18 protein-coding genes and 2 tRNA genes are annotated in these 18,440 nt (G+C 64.9%); 8 read left to right on the forward strand and 12 right to left on the reverse strand.

Features of this window, described 5'->3' with window-relative positions:
• Genes RBB31_RS16115 through fabI form a run of 6 tightly spaced genes read right to left on the reverse strand, consistent with a single transcriptional unit; the run spans position 1 to position 6,519 of the window.
• Positions 1–540 carry a pseudouridine synthase gene (locus RBB31_RS16115; protein WP_306130327.1) on the reverse strand — a complete coding sequence of 180 codons (540 nt, stop codon included), beginning with the start codon at positions 538–540 and terminating at the stop codon, positions 1–3.
• A gap of 54 nt (positions 541–594) precedes the next feature.
• A complete protein-coding gene (gene trpE, locus RBB31_RS16120) occupies positions 595–2,106 on the reverse strand; it encodes an anthranilate synthase component I (protein ID WP_306130328.1) in 1,512 nt (503 codons plus the stop codon).
• An 11-nt stretch (positions 2,107–2,117) separates the two neighbouring features.
• Positions 2,118–3,959, reverse strand: coding sequence for a peptidyl-prolyl cis-trans isomerase (locus tag RBB31_RS16125; RefSeq protein WP_306130329.1), 1,842 nt, complete (start codon positions 3,957–3,959; stop codon positions 2,118–2,120).
• A 50-nt stretch (positions 3,960–4,009) separates the two neighbouring features.
• On the reverse strand, positions 4,010–5,197 hold the full coding sequence (locus tag RBB31_RS16130; RefSeq protein WP_306130330.1) for an aminotransferase: 1,188 nt from the start codon (positions 5,195–5,197) through the stop codon (positions 4,010–4,012).
• 9 nt (positions 5,198–5,206) lie between these two features.
• Entirely contained in the window at positions 5,207–5,707 is a 501-nt protein-coding gene (gene gpt / locus RBB31_RS16135; protein WP_306130331.1) for a xanthine phosphoribosyltransferase, read from the reverse strand.
• 5 nt (positions 5,708–5,712) lie between these two features.
• Entirely contained in the window at positions 5,713–6,519 is an 807-nt protein-coding gene (gene fabI / locus RBB31_RS16140) for an enoyl-ACP reductase FabI (RefSeq protein ID WP_306130332.1), read from the reverse strand.
• A gap of 179 nt (positions 6,520–6,698) precedes the next feature.
• Between fabI and pdxH the strand changes: the two genes are divergently transcribed.
• From pdxH to RBB31_RS16170, 6 genes are all read left to right on the forward strand, one after another.
• Positions 6,699–7,304 carry a pyridoxamine 5'-phosphate oxidase gene (pdxH, locus tag RBB31_RS16145; protein WP_306130333.1) on the forward strand — a complete coding sequence of 202 codons (606 nt, stop codon included), beginning with the start codon at positions 6,699–6,701 and terminating at the stop codon, positions 7,302–7,304.
• A gap of 112 nt (positions 7,305–7,416) precedes the next feature.
• Entirely contained in the window at positions 7,417–7,962 is a 546-nt protein-coding gene (locus RBB31_RS16150; protein ID WP_371931338.1) for a cold-shock protein, read from the forward strand.
• Positions 7,926–8,420, forward strand: coding sequence for a DUF192 domain-containing protein (locus RBB31_RS16155; protein WP_306130334.1), 495 nt, complete (start codon positions 7,926–7,928; stop codon positions 8,418–8,420). Before RBB31_RS16150 ends, RBB31_RS16155 begins: the two co-directional genes overlap by 37 nt.
• 148 nt (positions 8,421–8,568) lie before the next feature.
• Positions 8,569–8,645: transfer RNA gene (locus RBB31_RS16160), tRNA-Pro, on the forward strand.
• Between the two features lie 571 nt (positions 8,646–9,216).
• A complete protein-coding gene (locus RBB31_RS16165) occupies positions 9,217–12,882 on the forward strand; it encodes a vitamin B12-dependent ribonucleotide reductase (protein ID WP_306130335.1) in 3,666 nt (1,221 codons plus the stop codon).
• A gap of 163 nt (positions 12,883–13,045) precedes the next feature.
• Positions 13,046–13,336, forward strand: coding sequence for a hypothetical protein (locus tag RBB31_RS16170; protein ID WP_306130336.1), 291 nt, complete (start codon positions 13,046–13,048; stop codon positions 13,334–13,336).
• Between the two features lie 245 nt (positions 13,337–13,581).
• Here the strand turns inward: RBB31_RS16170 and RBB31_RS16175 are convergent, their stop codons facing one another.
• The 3 genes from RBB31_RS16175 to rocF form a co-directional block, all read right to left on the reverse strand.
• On the reverse strand, positions 13,582–14,238 hold the full coding sequence (locus RBB31_RS16175) for an FkbM family methyltransferase (protein ID WP_306130337.1): 657 nt from the start codon (positions 14,236–14,238) through the stop codon (positions 13,582–13,584).
• An 81-nt stretch (positions 14,239–14,319) separates the two neighbouring features.
• A complete protein-coding gene (locus RBB31_RS16180) occupies positions 14,320–15,372 on the reverse strand; it encodes an ornithine cyclodeaminase (RefSeq protein WP_371931339.1) in 1,053 nt (350 codons plus the stop codon).
• 17 nt (positions 15,373–15,389) lie between these two features.
• Positions 15,390–16,319: an arginase gene (gene rocF, locus RBB31_RS16185; RefSeq protein WP_306130338.1), complete on the reverse strand. Its 930-nt coding sequence runs from the start codon at positions 16,317–16,319 to the stop codon at positions 15,390–15,392.
• 116 nt (positions 16,320–16,435) lie between these two features.
• On the opposite strand from rocF, the gene RBB31_RS16190 reads away from it, so the two are divergent.
• On the forward strand, positions 16,436–16,864 hold the full coding sequence (locus tag RBB31_RS16190) for an Lrp/AsnC family transcriptional regulator (RefSeq protein WP_306130339.1): 429 nt from the start codon (positions 16,436–16,438) through the stop codon (positions 16,862–16,864).
• Here the strand turns inward: RBB31_RS16190 and RBB31_RS16195 are convergent.
• On the reverse strand, positions 16,861–17,337 hold the full coding sequence (locus tag RBB31_RS16195; RefSeq protein WP_306130340.1) for a disulfide bond formation protein B: 477 nt from the start codon (positions 17,335–17,337) through the stop codon (positions 16,861–16,863). The genes RBB31_RS16190 and RBB31_RS16195 overlap by 4 nt on opposite strands.
• 76 nt (positions 17,338–17,413) lie before the next feature.
• Positions 17,414–18,028 carry an exopolysaccharide biosynthesis protein gene (locus tag RBB31_RS16200; protein WP_306130341.1) on the reverse strand — a complete coding sequence of 205 codons (615 nt, stop codon included), beginning with the start codon at positions 18,026–18,028 and terminating at the stop codon, positions 17,414–17,416.
• A 128-nt stretch (positions 18,029–18,156) separates the two neighbouring features.
• Between RBB31_RS16200 and RBB31_RS16205 the strand changes: the two genes are divergently transcribed.
• Positions 18,157–18,242: transfer RNA gene (locus tag RBB31_RS16205), tRNA-Leu, on the forward strand.
• A gap of 40 nt (positions 18,243–18,282) precedes the next feature.
• Here the strand turns inward: RBB31_RS16205 and RBB31_RS16210 are convergent.
• Positions 18,283–18,420: an ATP-binding protein gene (locus tag RBB31_RS16210; RefSeq protein WP_306130346.1), complete on the reverse strand. Its 138-nt coding sequence runs from the start codon at positions 18,418–18,420 to the stop codon at positions 18,283–18,285.
• Between the last annotated feature and the right edge of the window lie 20 nt (positions 18,421–18,440).

Genomic DNA, 18,440 nt, shown 5'->3' on the forward strand with positions numbered 1-18,440 from the left:
TCAGGCCTCGCGCCATGTTCCCGGGTCGATCCCGTCCAGGCTGTAATCGCCCACCCGCCAGCGCACCAGCCGCAGGGTGGGGTGGCCGACATGCGCGGTCATACGGCGGACCTGCCGGTTGCGGCCTTCGGGGATGGTGATCTCGAGCCAGCAATCGGGGACGGATTTGCGGAACCGCACCGGCGGGTCACGCGGCCAAAGGTCGGGCGGGCCGATGCGGCGGACCTTGGCGGGCCGGGTGGGGCCGTCCTTCAGCGTGACGCCGCTGGTCAGCGCATCGAGCGCGGTGGCGTCGGGGTCGCCCTCGACCTGCACCAGATAGGTTTTCTCGGTCTTGAATTTCGGGTTCGACAGGCGCGCCTGAAGCTTGCCGTCATCGGTCAGCAGCAAGAGCCCCTCGCTGTCGCGGTCGAGCCGCCCGGCGGGATAGACGCCGGGGATGTCGATATAGGTCGAGAGCGTGGGGCGCGTGCTGCCCTCGGTGCCCTTGTCGGTGAATTGCGACAGGACGCCCATGGGTTTGTTGAAGAGGATCAGCATGGGATGCGGCGGGGGTACGCATAAGGCGCCGTGATGGTGGGGTGAAACCCCACCCTACGCGTTGCCGTTGCCGGTGAAGCGGGTGGCGTCGGCGGCGGCGCGGCGGATGGCGTTGGATTTGTGCACGGTCTCCATGTACTCGGCCTCGGCGTCGCTGTCATAGACCACGCCGCCGCCCGCCTGTATATAGAGTTTGCCGTCCTTCACCACCGCCGTGCGCAGGGCAATGCACACGTCCATGTCGCCGGTGCAGCTGAAATAGCCCACGCCGCCGCCATAGACGCCGCGCTTTTCGGGCTCCAGCTCGTCAATGATCTCCATCGCGCGGACCTTGGGTGCGCCGGATACCGTGCCCGCTGGCAGACCGGCCAGAAGGGCCGAGAGCGCGTCGTGATCCTCGGAAAGCTCGCCCACCACGTTCGACACGATGTGCATGACGTGGGAATAGCGCTCGATGATGAACTCTTCGGTGGGGCGCACCGTGCCGATCTTCGCCACGCGGCCCACGTCGTTGCGGCCCAGATCCAGCAGCATCAGGTGCTCGGCCAGCTCCTTTTGATCGCCCAGCAGGTCGGCCTCGTTGGCGCGGTCCTCTTCGGGAGTGGCGCCGCGGGGGCGGGTGCCGGCGATGGGGCGGATCGTGACCTCGCCCTCCATGACGCGGACAAGGATTTCGGGGCTGGCGCCCACCACCTGGAAGTCGCCGAAGTTGAAATAGAACATGAAGGGCGACGGGTTGGTGCGCCGCAGGCTGCGATACAGCGCGAAGGGCGGCTGCGGGAAATCCTGCGTCCAGCGCTGGCTGGGCACGACCTGAAAGATGTCGCCCGCGCGGATGTATTCCTTGGCCTGCTCCACCGCGGCCTTGTAGCCTTCGCGGGTGAAGTTGCTGACCGGCTCGCCCGCCTCGACCGCGTCGCGCAGGTCGCGGGCCTGCTGGGGCAGGGCGCGTTCGAGATCGCGCACCGCGTCCATCACCCGCTCGGCGGCCTGGGCATAGGCGGCGCGGGGGCTTTGCCCGTCGCTGACCCAGGCGGGGGCCACGACGATCACCTCGCCCTTGACCCCGTCCAGCACGGCCACCACCGAGGGGCGGATCATCACGGCGTCGGGCAGGCCCAGCGGGTCGGGGTTCACGTCGGGCAGGTATTCCACCAGCCGGATCATGTCATAGCCCAGGTAGCCGAAGAGGCCGGCGCTGGCGGCAGGCAGATCGCCCGGCAGGTCGATGCGGCTTTCGGCGAGAAGCGCGCGCAGGGTGTCGAGCGGGGAGCCCTCCAGCGGCTCGAACGCGTCGCTGTCAAAACGCGCCTGTCGGTTGATGCGGCTGCTCTCGCCGTGGCACTGCCAGACGAGATCCGGTTTCATCCCGATCATCGAGTAGCGTCCGCGTACCTCGCCGCCGGTCACCGATTCCAGCAAAAACGCGTCGCGGGCCGCGCCCGTCAGCTTCAGCATCAGCGACACGGGCGTGTCCAGATCGGCGGCCAGCCGGGCGTAGACGACCTGGTTCTGTCCGGCCTCGTAGCCCTTGGCGAAATCCTCGAATGACGGGGTCAGGTCCAACGCGGGTACCCTTACTGGAAGTTGTTGTGCACGGCGTTGAGCGCGCCCTGGTCGAAATTGACACCGGCGCGGGTGCGGATGTCGTTGGCCAGCACCTGAAAGAGGTCCTGCGACAGGCTGCCCGCTGTCTCGTTGCGCACGAACTGCTCGATCTGTTGCAGGTCGCCATCCTCGGCATCCGGCTCCTGGATCGTGTTCAGCTTCAGCACGAAGATGCGTCCGTTGCCATTGATCACCTCGACCTCGCCGGCCTCCATGCCGAAGACGGTCTCGATGAATTCCGGCGGCGCCTCCTCGATGAAGCCGCGGCGGGTGACCTCCTCACTGCCATCGACGGTCAGCTCGACCTCCTCGAAGCTTTCGCCGGTGGCGAGGCGGCCGACCTTGCTGGCCACCTGTTCGCGCAAAAGCTCGTTGATCTTGGTCTCGGTCCAGGCCTCGGTAACGGCGTCGCGCACCTCGTCGAGCGGTTGCAGGGTTGGGGGAACAACCTCGTCAAGGCGCATGGCGAAGATGCCGCCATCCTCCAGCTCGATCACCTCGGGGTAGTCGTCCTGGCTCAGGTTCGCGGCTGCGTCGCGGAAGCCTTCATAGGCGGCGATATCCTCGGACATGCCGGGGTGCCAGTCGATGCTGGCCACGCGCATCGCGGTCTCGGCGCCCAGATCCTCGATGGTGGCGCCGCCGGCCAGGAGGTCGTCGACGGCGTCGACCCGGCCCTCGACCACGCGGCGGGCGCGGTCGGCCGCGATGATGTCGCGCAGTTCCGGCTCGGCCTCTTCAAAGGTGGTTTCCTGTGCCTGAAGCACCGCGTTCACACGAAACAGCGCGGGGCCGATGCTGCTGGGCAGGGGGCCCACCACTTCGGAGGGCGCGGCCTCGAACACCGTTTCGGCGGCCTCGCCCAGGTCGGCGGCCTCGACGGTGCCCATGTCGGTGTCGGCAAGCTCGAGCCCGCGTTCGGCCACCAGATCCTCGAAGCTGACCTCGCCCTCGTCCAGCCGCGCCATCGCCGCTTGGGCCGCTTCGGTGTCGGAAAAGACCAGCCGTTCGACAAGGCGGCGCTCGGGCTGTACGAATTCGTCGCGCCGTGCCTCGTAGGCGTCGCGCAGGGCCTGCTCGTCCACCTCGACGGTGTCGAGGATCATTTCGGGCGTCAGCCATGCATAGGTGATGCGCTTGACCTCGGGGCGGGTGAACAGCGCCTCGTTCTCGGCATGGTAGGCGGCCAGCTCTTCGTCGGTGGGGTCTGGCAGGCCGACCTCCAGATCGCCGCGTTCCAGAACGGCCCATTCGATGCCGCGCCGCTCACCGAGATAGTTCAGCATGGTCTCGGTATAGACCTCGGGCATGGTGACGCCCGACAGCACGCCGGCCTGCACGAAGCTGCGGGCGATCTCGCGGCGGATGTCCTCCTCGAACTCGGCCTCGTTCATGCCCATGCGGTCGAGCGTGAAACGGTACGCTTCGCGGTCGAACTCGCCGCCGGGGCCGGTGAATTGCTGCATCGAGGTGATCTGGTCGGCCAGGTTCGCGTCGCCCACCGAGATGTTGTTGACGATGGTTTCATGATCCAGCGCGCCCTGCACGGTCAGCTGGCCCATGACCCGCTGGGGGATGTTCATCTGCTGGGCCTGGGCAAAGCTGATGCTTTCGCCGCGGTCGGCCTCGGCGGCGCGGATCTCGTTCTGAAGCCCCTGGAAATAGTCCTGGACCGAGATCTCGGCCTCGCCCACGGTGCCGACGGTGCGCAGGGTGCCCGACAGGCTGGTGACGCCGAAGCCGCCGAGACCGAGGATCAGAAGACCCATCAGTATCCAGACAAGCGGTTTCGTGATGCTTTTGGCTGCCATTTGGCCTCCCCCGGGGCTGCTCTTGCGTTCAGGCCTGTCTAAGGCCGGTTTCAGCGAGGAGCAAGGGGCCAGTCGAGACCGGCCAGCCGGTCGAAGAGCGTGCCGATCTCGGCGCGGTTCACGTTGGCGAAGGCCAGGCGCAGCTCGCGCTGTCCCTGGGGCGCATCGGCGGGCTGGAACATGGTGCCGGGCAAGAGCAGGATGCCGGCCTCGGCCACCAGTTTTCGGGCCAGTTCATCGGACGGTATGGCAAACGGGTGGCGGAGATAGGCGAAATACGCCCCACAGCCCATCAGTTTCCAGCCTTTGCCGTCGATCTTGTCCATGTTGTCGGAAATGGCGGCGCGGCGGTCGAGGATCTCGTCGCGTTCGCCGGCCAGCCATTGGGAAAGGTTCTGCATCCCCCAGAGGGCGGCGATCTGGCCAAGCTGGTTGGGGCAGATGGTGACGGTATCAAGGAACTTCTCGGCCTCGGCCAGGCGCGCGCGACTGGCGACCATGGCGCCCACGCGGTGGCCGGTCAGGCGGTAGGCCTTGGAGAAGGAGTAAAGCTGCACAAGAGTCTCGTCCCAGTCGGGATCGGTGAAGAGGTCATGCGGCGCGCCGCTGCGGGCGTCGAAATCGCGGTAGGTCTCGTCCACGATCAGGGCGAGGCCGTGACGGCGGGCGAGGTCGAAGAAGGCGCGCACCAGCTGGGCGGGATATTCCACGCCGCCGGGGTTGTTCGGTGTGACCAATGAGATGGCCCGCGTGCGAGGGGTCATCAGGGTCTCGGCCCGCGCGGGGTCGGGCAGGAGGGCATCGTCGGTGGGCAGGGGCACGGAGGTGACGCCCTGCATGTCGAGCCACATCTTGTGATTGAAGTACCACGGGGTGGGCAGGATGATCTCGTCGCCCTCGTTGCAGAGCCCGGCAATGGTGGCGGCGAAGGCCTGGTTGCAGCCCGAGGTGATGGCGACCTGGTCGGCCGCGATGGCGCCGCCATAGGCGCCGCACCACTGACGGGCGACTTCCTCGCGCAGGTCGGGGCGGCCCAGAACGGGGCCGTAAAGATGCGCCTGTGGCTCATTGAGCGCAGCCTCTGCGATCACCTGGCGCAACTGGTCGGGCGGCGGGTCCACCGGGGCGGCCTGGCTGACGTTGATCAGCGGGCGCTCGGGCGGGAAGGTGACGCCGTCGAGCCAGCGCCGCGCCTCCATCACGGGGGGCGAAAAAGTGGTCTCGGTGCGGCTTGGCATGCTGTACCCTCAAACCCCGCGATAGGGCTCTACATATTGCAGGGCCATGTCCCACGGGAAGAATATCCACGTGTCCTGGCTGACCTCGGTCACGAAGGTATGGACCAGTTCGCGCCCCTGCGGCTTGGCATAGACCGTGGCCACATGCGCCTTGGGCAGGGCGGCGCGGACCACTTCCAGCGTCTTGCCGGTATCGACCAGGTCATCGACGATCAGTACCCCCTCGCCATCGCCGACGAGATCGGGGTCGGGCGATTTCAGGATCTTCGGTTTTCCCTGCGTCTGGTGGTCATAGGATTTCACGCTGATCGTATCCACCGCGCGAATGTCCAGTTCGCGCGCGACGATCATCGCCGGAGCCATGCCGCCGCGTGTGATGGCGACAACGGCCTTCCAGTCGGCATCGGCGGGCGCCTCGTCCTGCAACCGCCAGGCCAGCGCCCGCGCGTCGCGGTGCAACTGGTCCCAGCTGACGTGAAAACCTTTTTCGTGGGGAAGGCGGTCGGTCATGGGTGTCAGCTCTTGTCGATGTCGGGGGCGTCCACGGCCTTCATGCCCACGATGTGATAGCCTGCGTCCACGTGCAGGTTCTCGCCCGTGGTGCCGCTGCCCAGATCGCTGAGAAGATAAAGCGCGGATTTGCCGACGTCCTCGATCGTGATGTTGCGGCGCAGGGGCGAGTTCAGCTCGTTCCACTTCAGGATATAGCGGAAATCGCCGATGCCGCTGGCGGCCAGCGTGCGGATCGGCCCGGCGGAAATGGCGTTCACGCGGATGCCGTCACGGCCCAGATCCTCGGCCAGGTACTTCACCGACGCCTCGAGCGCGGCCTTGGCCACGCCCATCACGTTGTAATGCGGCATCACCTGCTCGGCGCCATAATAGGTCAACGTCAGCATCGAGCCGCCGTCGGGCATCATCTTCTCCGCGCGGTGGGCCACGGCAGTGAAGGAATAGACCGAGATGTCCATCGTCTTGATGAAATTCTCGCGGCTGGTGTCGACGTAGCGGCCGCGCAGCTCGTTCTTGTCGGAAAAGCCGATGGCGTGAACAAGGAAGTCGATCTTGCCCCACTTCTCCTCCAGCGCGTCGAAGAGCGCGCCGATCGAGGCCATGTCCGCCACGTCGCAGGGCAGGATGGTATCGCTGCCCAGCTCCTCGGCCAATGGTTTGACGCGTTTCAGCAGCGCCTCGCCCTGGTAGGAAAAGGCCAGTTCGGCACCGGCGTCGGCGCAGGCCTTGGCGATTCCCCATGCAATGGATTTGTCATTGGCCAATCCCATGATCAGCCCACGCTTGCCCGCCATCAGTTGATTTGACATTCAGTGCCCTCGGCCCACTTCGATTGTCTGACTGCTTTAGGCGATTGGCCAAGGTGCATCAAGCCAAAGACCGGATGCGACCGCATACAGGCGCCGGGACGTAGCGGGCGGGACAGGTTGCGCTTGCGCAATCGCGCCGCGCGGTCTAGCGCAGGAAACGACAGGACGGGAAGGACGGCATGACCGACAGAAGCGGCAAATTCGCGGGCGACGATCCGTTCGAGATCGCGCGCACCTGGCTGGCCGAGGCCGAGGAGACGGAGATCAACGACCCCAACGCAATGGCTCTGGCCACGGTGGACGCGGACGGGATGCCCAATGTGCGCATGGTGCTGCTGAAAAGCATCGGCGCGGACAGTTTCGTCTTTTACACGAATTACGACAGCGCCAAGGGCCGCGAAATCGGCGCCACCGGCAAGGCCGCCCTGGTGCTGCACTGGAAATCGCTGCGCCGCCAGATCCGGGTGCGCGGCACCGTCACCCGCGAGGAGGGGCCCGAGGCCGATACCTATTTCGCCTCCCGCTCGCTCAAGAGCCGGCTGGGAGCCTGGGCATCGAAACAGTCGCAGCCTTTGGAATCGCGCACCGATCTGATGGCCGAAGTGGCGCGCGTGACGGCCGCGAAGGGCCCGAATCCACCGCGTCCCGCGTTTTGGGGTGGGTTCCGTATCGCTCCGGTTGAAATTGAATTCTGGGCAGATGGGGCATTTCGTCTGCATGATCGCTTCGTCTGGCGGCGGGAAGCACATGATAATGCTTGGGAAATCACACGGCTGAGCCCTTGAATCCGCTGCCGTGACGCGTGCAAACCTTTGAACGCTATGGGATTCTCTTGAAACACTGGGCGACTTCGGCGCAATATTCCGCAACAGCCGGTCAAAACGGCCAAACCAGACAGTGAACGTGGACAACTCGGACAACGACACCAGGCGACTGCATGGCCACGTGAAGTGGTTCGATCCCGTCAAGGGGTTCGGCTTTGTCGTGGCCGACGAGGGTGGCCCGGACATACTGCTGCATGCCAACGTGCTGCGCAACTTCGGGCAAAGCTCCGTTGCCGACCGCGCGGGTATCCTGCTGACAGTCCAGGAGACGGACCGCGGCGTGCAGGCCGTGGAGGTGCTGGAGATTGAACCGCCCGAGGATGCCGACGCGACCGGGCTTGCCGACCTGGAAGGCATCGACCCCGAGGTGATCCGCGCCGCCCCGCTGGAACCGGCGCGGGTGAAATGGTTCGACAAGGGCAAGGGTTTCGGCTTTGCCAACACCTTCGGGCGCGACGAGGACGTGTTCGTTCACATAGAAGTGTTGCGTCGCTCGGGCCTTGCGGACTTGCAGCCGGGCGAGGCGCTTGCCATTCGTGTGATAGAAGGTAAACGCGGCCGCATGGCCACGGAGGTGTGTGGATGGGAAATGGCGGTCAAGGAATCCAAAGGCTCCTGACGGGGACGGTCGCGCTGGTGCTGATGGCCGGGGCGGCGATGGGCGCCTGCCGCGAAGACAAGGTCGACCTGCGCGGCGACTGGGGCACGGCCAGCTTCACGGTGGAACTGGCCGACGACAATGCCGAGCGGGCGCAGGGGCTGATGAACCGCGAAAGCATGGCCCGCTCGGCGGGAATGCTCTTTGCCTATCCCGCGCCGCGCCCGGTGCGGTTCTGGATGCGCAATACGCTCATACCGCTCGACATCATCTTTCTCGACGCAACCGGCACGGTGCAGAAGGTGCATCACGAGGCCCAGCCCCTGGACGAGACGCTGATCTTCGGTGGCGACGCCATCCAGTACGTGCTGGAGATCAACGGCGGCATGGCACGACCGATGGGCATTTCCGAAGGCACCGAATTGCGCCACCCGGCGATCGGGCCCGAGGCGGCGGCCTGGCCCTGCGACGCCGAGTAGGGACACGAGCGGCGTCCCGGGCCTGACCCGGGACCTCGTGCCGGGAGATCCCGGATCTAGTCCGGGATGACATGTCGCGCAGTTCTTGGGCGCGTCGCAAAGGGGCTTTCCATTCTCCCCAAAGCTGGCTACACGGGGCGCCACGGTCCGGGGCGTGGCGCAGTCTGGTAGCGCACCTGTTTTGGGTACAGGGGGTCGTAGGTTCGAATCCTGCCGCCCCGACCACCATTCGATGACAACTCACACCACTTCCCCTGACGGTGATTCTGCGGATTCGCCGGTGCGCACCCGTGCGCGCCGGTGGAGGCGCTCTATATGGGGCTAGTATCCGTCTGTGGATACTATATGTGGTGGGTTTTTCAGCAACACCTGGCCGAACGCCCGAACTGCTCCGTTCAGAACCGGCTAAGCCGCAAGGATAAAAGCGCTTTTCCTGCCCCCAATTCCGGCAGCGTCGGCGCAAGGTGATGGAATGAATCGCAACAGGCCCGAACCCCTCGTTGTGGATAAGCCGGTCAACTGAAATTTTTCGGCAAACAAGGTAAAAAATTCGTTGACCGTGTATGTCCCAATACGCCAGTTTGTGTGAGCGGGTCAGCAAGCCACAAGATATAGTGGAGCGGATCCGGGTAGGGACAGACCTCAAGAATTCCACCGGCGTTGGCCGGGTCAAGCCAGGTGCAGCCGGATGCGGCGTATCGGCAAGGATGGGTTTTGTCGCCCGGTTCACTGACCCGCAGGGTTCGCGGCCAAAGGTCGTGCTGGTCGAATAACGCTGGATCATGGGGCAGCCAAGATGAAGATCGAAAGAAAGTTTACCAAGGCAGGTCAGGACGCATACGCGGAGCTGGACTTCGTCACGACGAGTTCGGAAATCCGCAACCCCGATGGCACCACCGTGTTCAAGCTGGACGAGGTCGAGGTCCCCGCGAAGTGGAGCCAAGTCGCCAGCGACGTGATCGCCCAGAAATACTTTCGCAAGGCCGGCGTGCCCACCGCGTTGAAGAAGGTCGAGGAAAAGGACGTGCCCGAGTTCCTGTGGCGCTCGGTTCCCGCCTCTGACGACACCCCCAAGACCGGCGAGACCAGCGCCAAGCAGGTGTTCGACCGCCTGGCGGGCGCCTGGGCCTATTGGGGCTGGAAAGGTGGCTATTTCTCCACCGAGGAAGACGCCCGCGCCTATTTCGACGAGATGCGCTACATGCTGGCGCGGCAGATGGCGGCGCCCAACAGCCCGCAATGGTTCAACACCGGCCTGCACTGGGCTTACGGCATCGACGGCCCCGGCCAGGGCCACTACTACGTGGATTTCAAGACGGGCGAACTGACCAAATCGAGCAGCGCCTATGAGCACCCGCAGCCCCATGCGTGTTTCATCCAGTCGGTCAAGGACGACCTTGTCGGCGACGGTGGCATCATGGATCTGTGGGTGCGCGAGGCCCGCCTGTTCAAGTACGGCTCGGGCACCGGCACCAACTTTTCCTCGCTGCGGGCGGCCAACGAGCCGCTGTCGGGCGGCGGCAAGTCCAGCGGCCTGATGGGGTTCCTGAAGATCGGCGACCGCGCGGCGGGCGCCATCAAGTCGGGCGGCACCACGCGCCGCGCCGCCAAGATGGTGATTTGCGACGTCGACCACCCCGATATCGAGGATTTCATCAACTGGAAGGTCATCGAGGAACAGAAGGTGGCGTCGATCGTCGCCGGCTCCAAGATGCACGAGGCGAAGCTCAATGACATCTTCGGCGCGATCCGCGCCTGGGACGGCAGCACAGAGGATGCGGTCGACCCGTCGAAGAACGCACAATTAAAAGACGCCATTCGCGGCGCGAAAAAGTCGGCCATTCCGGAAACCTATGTCAAGCGCGTGCTGGATTATGCTCGCCAAGGCTACGAGAGCATCGAGTTTCCGACCTATGACACCGACTGGGACAGTGAAGCATACGCCAGCGTTTCCGGGCAGAACTCCAACAACTCGATCCGCGTGACCGATGCCTTCCTGAAGGCGGTCAAGGACGACGCGATGTGGCAGCTGACCAACCGGACCGACGGCAAGGTGGTCAAGGAAATCCGCGCCCGCGACCTGTGGGAGAAGGTGGGCCATGCCGCCTGGGCCTGCGCCGATCCGGGCATCCAGTACCACGACACCGTCAACGCCTGGCACACCTGCCCGGAAGACGGCGCGATCCGCGGCTCGAACCCGTGCTCGGAATACATGTTTCTGGATGATACGGCCTGCAACCTGGCGTCGATGAACCTGCTGCAATTCTTCGACGGCACCAATTTCGATGCGGAAGCCTATGTGCACGCCACGCGCCTTTGGACCGTGACGCTGGAAATCTCGGTCACCATGGCGCAGTTTCCCAGCCAGGAGATCGCGCAGCTGAGCTACGAGTTCCGCACGCTGGGGCTGGGTTACGCCAATATCGGCGGCCTTCTGATGAACATGGGCTTTGGCTATGACAGCGACGAGGGCCGCGCGCTCTGCGGTGCGCTGACCGCGATCATGACCGGCGTGGCCTATGCCACCTCGGCCGAGATGGCCAAGGAATTGGGACCGTTCGCCGGCTACAAGCGCAACAAGGTGCATATGCTGCGGGTCATGCGCAACCACCGCAACGCCGCCTATGGTGCGACCGAAGGATATGAGAAGCTGGCCGTGAAACCCGTGCCGCTGGACTTGGCCAACGTGCCGGACAGCCGCCTGGCCGAACTGGCAATGGCCAGCTGGGACGAGGCGCTGAAGCTGGGCGAAAAGCACGGCTACCGAAACGCGCAGTCCACCGTGATCGCGCCCACCGGCACGATCGGCCTGGTTATGGACTGCGACACCACCGGCATCGAGCCAGACTTCGCGCTGGTCAAGTTCAAGAAGCTGGCCGGGGGTGGTTATTTCAAGATCATCAACCAGTCGGTGCCCGCCGCGCTTGAAAAGCTGGGCTATGGCAGCGCCGAGATCGAGGAGATCGTCGCCTATGCCGTGGGTCACGGCACCATCGGCAACGCGCCGGGCGTCAACCACACGACGCTCGCGGGCCACGGCTTTGGCGCCAACGAGCTGGCCAAGATCGACGCGGCGCTTGGCAGCGCCTTCGACATCCGCTTCGTCTTCAACCAGTGGACCCTGGGCGAGGAGTTCTGCCGCAACGTGCTGGGCATCCCGGCCGAAAAGCTGAACGACCCGACCTTCGACCTGCTGGCCTCGCTGGGCTATTCCAAAAAGGACATCGAGGCGGCCAACGACCACGTATGCGGGACGATGACGCTGGAAGGCGCACCGCACCTGCGCGAAGAACACTACGTGGTCTTCGACTGCGCCAACCCCTGCGGCAAGAAGGGCAAGCGCTTTTTGTCGGTGAACTCCCACATCGACATGATGGCGGCGGCGCAGTCGTTTATTTCGGGCGCGATCTCGAAGACGATCAACATGCCCAACGACGCCACCATCGAGGATTGCCAGGCCGCGTATGAACGCAGCTGGCAGATGGGGGTGAAGGCAAACGCGCTCTACCGCGACGGCTCGAAACTCAGCCAACCTCTGGCCGCCGCGCTGGTCGAGGATGACGACGAGGCCGCCGAGGTGCTCGAGACCGGATCGGCGCAGGAAAAGGCCGCCGTTCTGGCCGAGAAGATCGTCGAGAAGGTGATCGTCAAGGAAATGGTCCGCTCGCACCGCGAAAAGATGCCGGAGCGCCGCAAGGGCTACACCCAGAAGGCGGTCGTCGGCGGGCACAAGGTGTACTTGCGGACGGGCGAATACGGCGACGGCTCGCTGGGCGAGATCTTCATCGACATGCACAAGGAAGGTGCGGGATTCCGGGCGATGATGAACAACTTCGCCATCGCGGTCTCGGTCGGTCTGCAATACGGCGTGCCGCTGGAGGAGTTCGTGGACGCCTTCACCTTCACCAAGTTCGAACCGGCGGGCATGGTTCAGGGCAATGACAGCATCAAGAACGCCACGTCGATCCTGGACTATATCTTCCGCGAACTGGCGGTCAGCTACCTCGACCGCACGGACCTGGCGCATGTCAAACCCGAAGGCGCGTCGTTCGACGATCTCGGCCGCGGCGAAGAGGAAGGCGTGAGCAATATCAAGGAGATGTCGGGCGAAGCTGCCTCGAAATCGCTCGAAGTGCTCAAGCAGATCAGCTCGACCGGCTACCTGCGCAAGCGTCTGCCCCAGGAACTGGTGGTGCTGAACGGCGGCGCCTCGCTGGCCACCGCGCTGAACGGCGCGGACCCCGAAACGGCCCTGCAGACGCTGGTGCCGGAAACCAAGTCGGTCAGCACCAGCACGACAACGTCGGCCCCCTCGGGCTCGATGAGCATGAGTGCGGCGACGAAGGCCAAGATGCAGGGCTACGAGGGCGAGGCCTGCGGCGAATGCGGCAACTACACGCTGGTGCGCAACGGCACCTGCATGAAGTGCAACACCTGCGGTGCGACGTCAGGGTGTAGCTGAGAGACACACGTCCCCTGGGGGATGTGCAGGGGCGGTCCCGGCTTGGCGTTAGGCCGGCCGCCCCGACGAGACAAGGCCAGAGGCGGCACCAGCCGCCGGACCGGCCCGAACACAAAGTAACCACCTGCGGCGCCGAACTGCGCTGTGGTCAAGGAAGAGCAAAATGGCCGACGACATTCGAGAATTCAAGAACGCGACAATCGAGGTTGCAGGTGCGAAAACCGAGCCGATGACCGTGACAGTTGCTGTCGAGACCAAGGACGGCAAGCGGTCGGGCTCCGGCGAGGCGCATGTCTCTCAGAATGTTTTCGACGAGATCGAGGGCGTCGAGGGCCAGGCCACCGTACACACCGCGTCGGGCGAAACCTTCACGATCATGATCCGCAAGGCGTTCAAGGACACGCGCCGGATCGAATTTCAGACCTCGGGACCGGTGCCGGAAAGCGGGGCCTGATACACACTAAGCCACCCGTATGCGGGGGCGACGGGGCCGGAACGCTGGATACATGCGCGGCTTCGGACGACACGGCGAATAGGGTGGGGGCAGACTATCGCTCTGGCCCATCCTCATCCGGGGCGGGTGCGCTCGCCCCTGACGCAGCTCAGGCCGCAGGCAGAAACCGGGCGGTACATAAAGAGTGAGCCTGAGCGGCGAAACTTGAACCGGGGGGCTTCGTGCCCCCCGTTTTTCTTTTGTCCTCAGGGCCGCGACTGCCACTCTTCCCAGACGAAGGGATAGGACCAGACGCAGTGATGCGTCTTCTCCAGCCGGGCACGGATATCGTCGCGCATCGCCTGCATGTCGGGCTCGAAGAGGTGGAACTGGACCTGAAGGCGGTCGACCTTGCGGATGTCGCCCGAGTCGATAAGCGCGGGCAGCAGGTCGTATTCGCCGCCCTCGATATTCACTTTCATCAGCGCGATACGGTCCACGGGTGTGGCGGCAAAGAAATCCTGCACCGACAGTGTCTGGGCCTCGAACGCGCGTCCGTGATCGGCGATCGAGGAAGACGCGTCGCCCGCGTCCGACAATTTCATCGTGCCGGTCGCGGAGCCGATGGCAAGTTCGTGGATATGGACCTGGTCGCGGCCCGCGAACCTGTCGCGCAATGCGTCGGCGAAACCGGGATGCGGCTCGAAGAGATGCATCTGCGCGCCCGGCTGCTGGCGCAGGACCGTCTCGGTCCATTCCCCCTTGTAGGCGCCCACGTCGAACACCACGTCGCCGGGGCCAAGGTTGCCATACTGCACCAGCCGCGCCTGGCCGTTCTGGCGCCGCCACGTCCGGAAAGCGTCGTAGAACACGCCTTTCCACGGGTTGCGCCGCCGGTCGAGCCATCGTTTCAGTGAAGCCATTGTCACGCTCTTTCACTTGGGTTCAGGGCGGCGTCTTAGCCAAGATCGCGGCCCAAGGCGAGAGCGTATCGACAGCGGCGCTCAGGGCGTCGCGCGCTGCACCATGCCGAAGAGGTCGCGCGGGTCGTCCGGGTCGGCCAGAAGGTCGAGATCCAGGAAACAATCCGTGCCAGGGATATGGTCGCGGATGTAGCGCAGGGCGCTGAAATCCTCGATGGCGAAGCCGACGCTGTCGAAAAGCGTGATCTGCCGGTCGCTGGTGCGCCCTGGCGCGGCGCCGGTCAGGACCTGCCAGAACTCGGTGACGGGGTGGTCGGGGTCCATCTGCTGGATCTCGCCCTCGATCCGTGTCTGCTCGGGGTATTCCACGAAGATATCCGAGCGCGTCAGGATCGCCGGGGCCAGTTCCGTCTTGCCGGGGCAGTCGCCGCCGATGGCATTGATATGCACACCTTCGCCGATCATGTTGTCGGTCAGGATCGTGGCATATTGCTTGTCCGCCGTGCAGGTGGTGATGATCTGCGCGCCTTCCATGCTCTGCTCGGCGCTGTCGCATTCCACCACGTTCAGGCCCAGCCCCTTGAGGTTGCGCGCGGCCTTCCGCGTCGCGGCCTTGTCGGTGTCCCACAGGCGCACCGTTTTCAGGCCCAGGATCGCCTTCATCGCAAGGCTCTGGAATTCCGATTGCGCGCCGTTGCCGATCATCGCCATGGTGTCCGCGCCCTTGGGGGCCAGATGCTTGGCCACCAGCGCCGAGGTGGCGGCGGTGCGCAGGGCTGTCAGCACCGTCATCTCGGTCAGCAGCACGGGATAACCCGTATCCACATCCGCCAGAAGGCCGAAGGCGGTCACGGTCTGTAACCCGTCCTTGGTGTTCTTGGGGTGGCCGTTCACGTATTTGAAGCCATAGGCCTCGCCGTCCGAGGTGGGCATCAGTTCGATCACGCCCACATCCGAGTGGCTGGCCACGCGCGGCGTCTTGTCGAAAAGTTCCCACCGGGCGAAGTCGGCGGCGATATACTCGGCCAGCCCGGTCAGCATCTTTTCGATGCCGATGCGGTGCACGAGGCGCATCATGTTCTCGACGGAGACGAAGGGCACGAGCGCCTTGTCGGAGGGGGCGAGGATGGGCATGGGGGTCTCCTTTGAAATCAGGCGAAGGCGCGGGTCGGGCGATCGAAGATGCGGCGGCCAAGCGCCGAGGCGGTCAGCTCCACCATCACCTGCGCCGTGCGGCCGCGCTCGTCGAGGAAAGGGTTGAGTTCGACCAGGTCGAGCGAGGTCATGAGGCCGCTGTCGCAGATCATCTCCATTACCAGATGCGCCTCGCGGATGGTTGCGCCGCCCGGCACGGTGGTGCCGACGGCGGGCGCGATGCCGGGGTCCAGGAAATCGACGTCGAAGGAGACGTGCAGAAGGCCGTTCGCCGCGGCGACCGTGTCGAGGAAGGCGGCGAGGGGGCGCGCGATGCCCTGCTCGTCGATGCTGCGCATATCGTGGCGATGGGCGGGGGTAGATTGCAGAAATTCCCGCTCATCCGGGTCGACCGAGCGCAGGCCGAGAAAGCAGATGTTCTCATACGGGACCGGGTTGGCGACCTCGGGGAAGCCGTGGAACCCGTCGCGGCCGGTGGCATAGCCGAGCGGCGTGCCGTGCAGGTTGCCGGATTCGGTGGTTTGCGGCGTGTGGAAATCTGTATGCGCGTCCAGCCACAGCACGAATTGCGGGCGGTCCACGCGGGCGGCATGGTTCGCCACGCCGATCACGCTGCCCAGTGACAGAGCATGGTCGCCGCCGAGAAAGATCGGCAGGCCGGTGTTCATCGCCTTCTCGGCGGCGGCGGCGATAGTCTCGGTCCAGCCGATCGTCTCGGCCGGCTGCACAAGGTGGTCGGGCAGGGAGGCCGGTGCGGTGGCCGGGGCAGGGGCCAGGTTGCCCCAATCCTCGACAGTGTGGCCCAGCGAGGTGAGCGAGGCCCCGATCCCGGCCACGCGCAGCGCGTCCGCGCCCATCAGGCAGCCGCGCCGGGCCTTGCCGCTGTCCACGGGGGCGCCGATCAGGATGCAGTTGGTCTGGGTCATGTCGGGGGCTCCTTGTCCTGTTGGCCAGAATGTTGTTGCGAAATTGATCGGAATGAAGCAGGTATTTTGACCGGAACGAAACCAAAATCGGCAAAGCGGAGGCAGAAAGCTTCGAAATGGATGCGGTGGATCAGAAGCTGCTGTCGGCTCTGCGTCACGACGCCCGCGCGTCGCTGTCGGAACTGGCGATGACGCTTGGCGTGTCGCGCACCACGGTGCGGTCCCGGATCGACCGGCTGAAGGCGTCGGGCCAGATCGTGGGCTTCACCGTCGTGCTGAAGGAGGACACGATCCGCGATCCGGTGCGGGGCCTGATGATGCTGGGCATCGAAGGGCGCGGGACCGAGCGGGTGGAACGGAGGCTGCGCGGATTGTCGTCCGTGCGCGCGCTGCACAGCACCAATGGCCGCTGGGACCTCATCGTCGAGATCGGGGCCGAGACGCTGGAAGATCTGGATGCCGTGCTGGCCGAGATCCGGCGGTTCGAGGGCGTGGCGACGTCCGAGACGAGCCTGCTGTTGAGCACCAAGAAACAGGCGGGTTAAGCTGTTCGGCGCAGTGCCAGCAGCCAGAACACCGCCAGCAGCAGCGAGGCCAGCATGTTCCAGCTGGCCATGGAAAGGCCCAGCATCTGCCACGCCACCTCGTCACAACGCACCAGCGGCGCCGACATGATCTGGTCCATCAACTCGTCGGTGCTCATCCCCGCGGTGCTGCCCGCGGAACAGGACGAGGGGCCGTCCCACCAGCCGCGCTCGACGCCGGTATGGTAGCCGCCGATCGCGGCAGTGGTCAGCGCGGCCAAGAGGCCCGCCCCCAGCAGCAGCCGCAGTGTCCCGATACCCAGCGGCATCAGCAACACCAGCGCCCCGACCACGATCGCCACGCCATGTGGCCAGCGTTGCCAGATGCACATCTTGCAGGGGGCCAGCCCGCCCAGATGCTGAAAGGCCCAGGCCCCCAGCAGCAGGGCCAGCGAGCCGCCGGCGGCTAGGATCACGAGGGAATTACGGGTCATGTCTGCCTCTGACAGTCAGGTGTGGGAAAGAATGGATCGGTCCGCTCCGGTGGTTGCAAGGGATCATAGTGCCGCGTCAAAGGCCCAGCCATCCACGGATCAGGCTGACCAGCGTGGCGCCGGCGAAAATCAGCGTCGCGATCCACGCGGTCCCCAGCACCGCGCCGATCAGCACCAGAATGCCGTCGCGCTGCAACAGGCCCATCGCCACCACCACCACGGCAAAGCCCGGCACGGTGTTGGTGGCGGGCAGGGGCACCAGGATCGAGGCGCTGAACACGACCAGCGCCACGCCGACGATCTGATCCAGAGGCTTGCGGGTCAGAAACGCCAGGCGCGGCTTGCTCACTGCCTCGATCCGCCGCAGCCAGGGGCCCGCGCGCTCGGCAAGCCGGCGCAGGCTCGCGGTCGTGACCTGGCGCGCGGCCAGCTTGCCCGGTAGCCACGGCACCCGCCGTCCGATCATGATCTGGACCGAGACGAACATCAGCGGCAAGGCCACGATCTGTGGCACGCCGTAAAGGAACGGGATGCAGCAGGGCAGGGCGAGGATCAGCAGGAACAGCCCGAAGGCGCGTTCGTGCAGCTGTTCCAGGATCCAGCCCAGCGTGACACCGCTGCCTTCGGCGCGGACCGCCAACTGGTCCAGCCGGTCCGAAATCGCAAGATCTTCCGGGGCGGTCTTGGTCATGCTCTGGGTCCCTGGTAAATGTGTCGCGAAAGGTCCGACGGATCTCCGGTAGCAAATCGAAACGACCGACACCAGCTTCAGTTCACCTATTGTCCTTGGCCTCTGAGTTGGGTAGAGGTTGGGTCCGTGCCCAAGTGGCGGAATGGTAGACGCAGGGGATTCAAAATCCCCCGGTAGTGATACCGTGCCGGTTCGAGTCCGGCCTTGGGTACCAACGACTTAGCCGAAGTCAGGATAGGTCATGGCATTTGACATCAAACCGCCATTTCCAACCTTGCAGACGTCTCTTTCGGCAAGGATAGGGTGAAGGTACTTCCGACACCGACCTCGCTGCGCACTTCGATGGTTCCGCCTTCGAGTTCGGTGAGTTCCTTCACAACCGCCAGGCCCAGCCCGGTTCCCTCGACGCTTC

Origin of the sequence: Roseovarius sp. MMSF_3350 (assembly GCF_030733425.1) — a bacterium.
Classification (GTDB): Bacteria; Pseudomonadota; Alphaproteobacteria; order Rhodobacterales; family Rhodobacteraceae; genus Roseovarius.

Bases quoted from the DNA above. Each gene is read 5' to 3' on its own strand.
- RBB31_RS16165 (WP_306130335.1), top strand. From the start codon at position 9,217: ATGAAGATCGAAAGAAAGTTTACCAAGGCAGGTCAGGACGCATACGCG.
- pdxH (WP_306130333.1), top strand. From the start codon at position 6,699: ATGACCGACAGAAGCGGCAAATTCGCGGGCGACGATCCGTTCGAGATC.
- RBB31_RS16180 (WP_371931339.1), bottom strand. From the start codon at position 15,372: ATGCCCATCCTCGCCCCCTCCGACAAGGCGCTCGTGCCCTTCGTCTCC.
- RBB31_RS16170 (WP_306130336.1), top strand. From the start codon at position 13,046: ATGGCCGACGACATTCGAGAATTCAAGAACGCGACAATCGAGGTTGCA.
- RBB31_RS16195 (WP_306130340.1), bottom strand. From the start codon at position 17,337: ATGACCCGTAATTCCCTCGTGATCCTAGCCGCCGGCGGCTCGCTGGCC.
- RBB31_RS16175 (WP_306130337.1), bottom strand. From the start codon at position 14,238: ATGGCTTCACTGAAACGATGGCTCGACCGGCGGCGCAACCCGTGGAAA.
- RBB31_RS16200 (WP_306130341.1), bottom strand. From the start codon at position 18,028: ATGACCAAGACCGCCCCGGAAGATCTTGCGATTTCGGACCGGCTGGAC.
- RBB31_RS16190 (WP_306130339.1), top strand. From the start codon at position 16,436: ATGGATGCGGTGGATCAGAAGCTGCTGTCGGCTCTGCGTCACGACGCC.
- fabI (WP_306130332.1), bottom strand. From the start codon at position 6,519: ATGTCAAATCAACTGATGGCGGGCAAGCGTGGGCTGATCATGGGATTG.
- RBB31_RS16125 (WP_306130329.1), bottom strand. From the start codon at position 3,959: ATGGCAGCCAAAAGCATCACGAAACCGCTTGTCTGGATACTGATGGGT.
- RBB31_RS16115 (WP_306130327.1), bottom strand. From the start codon at position 540: ATGCTGATCCTCTTCAACAAACCCATGGGCGTCCTGTCGCAATTCACC.
- gpt (WP_306130331.1), bottom strand. From the start codon at position 5,707: ATGACCGACCGCCTTCCCCACGAAAAAGGTTTTCACGTCAGCTGGGAC.
- RBB31_RS16155 (WP_306130334.1), top strand. From the start codon at position 7,926: ATGGGAAATGGCGGTCAAGGAATCCAAAGGCTCCTGACGGGGACGGTC.
- RBB31_RS16130 (WP_306130330.1), bottom strand. From the start codon at position 5,197: ATGCCAAGCCGCACCGAGACCACTTTTTCGCCCCCCGTGATGGAGGCG.
- rocF (WP_306130338.1), bottom strand. From the start codon at position 16,319: ATGACCCAGACCAACTGCATCCTGATCGGCGCCCCCGTGGACAGCGGC.